The sequence below is a fragment of the Abyssisolibacter fermentans genome, from assembly GCF_001559865.1.
Taxonomy (GTDB): Bacteria; Bacillota; Clostridia; order Tissierellales; family MCWD3; genus Abyssisolibacter; species Abyssisolibacter fermentans.
This window is the reverse complement of the sequence record NZ_LOHE01000043.1, coordinates 1-3358: the sequence shown is the minus strand read 5'-3', so window position 1 is coordinate 3358 and position 3358 is coordinate 1. Positions and strand designations below refer to the sequence as shown.

Here is a 3358-nt window from a genome sequence, read left to right as displayed (position 1 = left end):
TGCATGTGTTAGGCGCGCCGCCAGCGTTCGTCCTGAGCCAGGATCAAACTCTCAAATAAAAAATTTATTGTTTAATCAAAATTGACTCTTTGATTTAATTGCTTGGCTTTGCACTGTTCAATTTTCAAGGTTCTATATCCTTATTTTATCGACTATCTTCGCTGCCGACTTTTATAAGTCTATCATATTACAAGCATTTTGTCAACACTTTTTTTGAAAATACTATCTAAAAAACTTTTTTTCGTTTTTTAGCGACAAGTAGTAGTATAGCACCATTTTAAAAATAAGTCAATAGTATATTTAAAATTTAAAAATATTTATATAAACAGGCACAATATTTATACAAATACTATTAATAATAATATCATGATTACTGTTAAAAATGAACTTCACTTTTCGAATATTTTAGTAGTAAATAAAATCCATACTTCTATGAGTAAATGATTTACAGAAATCATACATTGTTCTTTGCTTTTAGTATTCCATATTACTATTTAATTATTATTATTTATTTCTATTATATTTTTCATTGTAGTAATACCTACAAACTCTATTCCTTGTTTTTTTAATTCTGATGACATTTTTTTTATTACTTCTGCTGTAATTTTTCCACCTTCAGGTCCTACATGTCCTATTGCTATCGCATATCCTTTTTCATGTGCAACACTAGCTAATATATTCATTTGCTTTTGTATATGTGAATAACTTTTTTTATTGTCTAAAAAAATATCTCTTTCTAAACATACTATTCCTAAATCATTAGATAATGTTTTTGATACAGATTTAGATGTAGTTTTGCTATCTATAAAAAATAAGTCCCTTTCTTTTAGTACTTGTAATATTTCTCTCATTATTCTTTTATTTTGTGTTATTTTTGAACCCATATGATTATTAATAGCTACTGCATATTTTATTTCATTTAATGATTCATTAATTATATCTCTTATTTCTTTATTATTTAATTTTGATGTTATAGCTTTCTTCCCTAGCCACTGAGGTTTACCAAAATTGGGCTCCATAGGCATATGTAATATAACATCTAAACCTTTTTTATGTGCATATTGTGCATCTTGAACACTATAAGGTAAAAACGGCATAACAGCTACTGTAATAGGTATATCTAAATCCATCATTTCTTTTACTCCGTTTCTGTTATTTCCAAAATCATCAATTATAATCGCTACATAAGCTTTTTTAGTTGATATAGATGATAACGTCTGAACTGCATAGTCATTATATAAAACAACTCCTATAACAATAAAAAACAATAGAATCATTGATATAATGCTTATAAGATTTTTCAAATTATATCCCCCTATCATACCCCAAATTAACACAGGATTAATCTTTATTTATTTTATAATATTGTTATATACCCAATTTTATGTTAGTAGGACAAAGTTTCTTTACTCTATAAGCTATTTATTTATTATTATTTATTTATTATAATAGATAAATAAAGACTTTAAAAAAATTCTTGACATTAACGCCACGTCAAGGTGTAATCTTAATCTTGAGAGAAGGAGGTGCAGTTTTATGATAAGAATTGGTGAAGTTTCCAAAACTTTTAATGTATCAAATCGTACTTTAAGATATTGGGAAGAAAAAGGAATACTAAAAAGTATAAGAATGGAGAACGGATATAGATATTATGATGCTGATAGTATGAGAAGCATTAAGCAAATTGTATTATTAAGAAAGTTGAAAGTTCCTGTACAAGACATTGAATATATTTTTAAATCATGTGAACTTGATATAGCTATAAAAGTATTATCTCGTCATCTTGAAAATACGAAGCAGGAAGCAAATACATTTAAGGCTCTTAGTATTGTACTTGAAAAACTTATTTTACTAATTAGATCAGGTCAAGACCTATCTAAAGCATTAAGGTATATTGATACTTCTGAAGGTGTTGTTATGGCGGAATTCAAAAATGCACTTCAAATTTCACTCTCAGAAAGGAAGAGCAATATGTCTGAAAAAAATAGTTATAATGAAATTAATAATGAGGTAAGAATTATTAATTTACCAAAAATGATTTTTGCTTGTTATCGTGCTGAAAGCGAATCTCCTGAAGATGATTGTAGTAAAATCGTAAATAAAGTAATAGCTCAATACTCCCTTGATAAAAAACCTGGATTTAGACATTTCGGGTTTAATAATCCTAGCCCTTCTGAGTCATCTACTGTTTATGGATACGAAATATGGTTTGTTGTGCCAGAAGATTTTGAGATACCATCACCTTTATGGAGAAAAGAATTTGATGGTGGTCTCTTTGCAGCTATACCAACTAAAATGAGTATAATTGGTGAACGTTGGGAACAATTATATAATTGGACAAATAACAATAGTAAATATGCATCTGATTGGAATCCTGAAAAGGATCGTAGGTGTTTTGAAGAATGTATTGACTTTAATACTTTTATGTCTAGTGATATTGATTTTAATGAAAAGCAATTGGATTTATTAACACCTATTAAAAAAATAGATTAATAAATCATTATCTAAATTTAACAAACATATTTGCTTTCTGCTTAGAACATATCTATCAGCTATTAAAATTTTTGTTGGTAAGATAACTCACTACTTTTTTGATCAACAACAAGAGATTTTTCTAACTAATAAATTCTTTAAAAGCTACATATGGATAGAGTGTCTGACTACGAATCAGAATGTTAGTGGTTCAAGCCCTCTTGGATGCACCAAATCAAAAATGGATGGGTGATTCAAAGATGCCGATTCTTCTATTACAGAAGTAGGACTATCCTATTATATAAGAAAAAAGATACTTTAATATAAATTAAAGTATCTTTTTAATATGGTGCGGGAAAAGGGACTCGAACCCCCACGTCAAGGACACTAGATCCTAAGTCTAGCGCGTCTGCCAATTCCGCCACTCCCGCTTAAGTGGTGACCCATCGGCGACTCGAACGCCGGACACCCTGATTAAAAGTCAGGTGCTCTGCCAACTGAGCTAATGGGTCTAATTAAAATGGGGTGAGTAATGGGAGTCGAACCCATGACCTCCAGAGCCACAATCTGGCGCTCTAACCAACTGAGCTATACCCACCAAGGTTATTTGGAGCGGGTGAAGAGAATCGAACTCTCGCGACTGGCTTGGAAGGCCAGGGCTCTACCACTGAGCTACACCCGCATATATATGGTGGAGGGGACTGGATTCGAACCAGTGAAAGCACAGCTAACGGATTTACAGTCCGTCCCCTTTGGCCAACTCGGGAACCCCTCCTTGTTTTATGGAGCTGGTGAAAGGACTTGAACCCTCAACCTACTGATTACAAGTCAGTTGCTCTACCAATTGAGCTACACCAGCAATTTTTTATGGCGACCTGGAAGAGAC

Annotated in this window: 2 protein-coding genes, 6 tRNA genes and 1 rRNA gene; 1 reads left to right on the top strand and 8 read right to left on the bottom strand. The window is 31.4% G+C overall.

The genetic code is table 11. The features are described 5' to 3' along the window. Both AYC61_RS06780 and AYC61_RS06775 read right to left on the bottom strand, forming a co-directional pair. Window positions 1-59 (bottom strand): 16S ribosomal RNA (locus AYC61_RS06780); the annotation flags it as partial. 435 nt (window positions 60-494) lie between these two features. Further along, a complete protein-coding gene (locus AYC61_RS06775) occupies window positions 495-1304 on the bottom strand; it encodes a divergent polysaccharide deacetylase family protein (RefSeq protein ID WP_066498527.1) in 810 nt (269 codons plus the stop codon). A 232-nt stretch (window positions 1305-1536) separates the two neighbouring features. Here AYC61_RS06775 and AYC61_RS06770 point away from each other — a divergent pair, with 232 nt between their 5' ends. Continuing rightward, on the top strand, window positions 1537-2493 hold the full coding sequence (locus AYC61_RS06770) for a MerR family transcriptional regulator (RefSeq protein WP_066498525.1): 957 nt from the start codon (window positions 1537-1539) through the stop codon (window positions 2491-2493). Window positions 2494-2819: 326 nt separating this feature from the next. On the opposite strand, the gene AYC61_RS06765 is transcribed toward AYC61_RS06770, so the two are convergent. The 6 genes from AYC61_RS06765 to AYC61_RS06740 form a co-directional block, all read right to left on the bottom strand. Further along, window positions 2820-2903 (bottom strand) — tRNA-Leu (locus AYC61_RS06765). Window positions 2904-2908: 5 nt separating this feature from the next. Continuing rightward, window positions 2909-2984: transfer RNA gene (locus tag AYC61_RS06760), tRNA-Lys, on the bottom strand. 9 nt (window positions 2985-2993) lie between these two features. Beyond that, window positions 2994-3070 (bottom strand) — tRNA-His (locus AYC61_RS06755). A 10-nt stretch (window positions 3071-3080) separates the two neighbouring features. Beyond that, window positions 3081-3154 (bottom strand) — tRNA-Gly (locus tag AYC61_RS06750). 7 nt (window positions 3155-3161) lie between these two features. Next, a tRNA-Tyr gene (locus tag AYC61_RS06745) sits at window positions 3162-3247 on the bottom strand. Between the two features lie 8 nt (window positions 3248-3255). Beyond that, window positions 3256-3331, bottom strand: a tRNA-Thr gene (locus AYC61_RS06740). Between the last annotated feature and the right edge of the window lie 27 nt (window positions 3332-3358).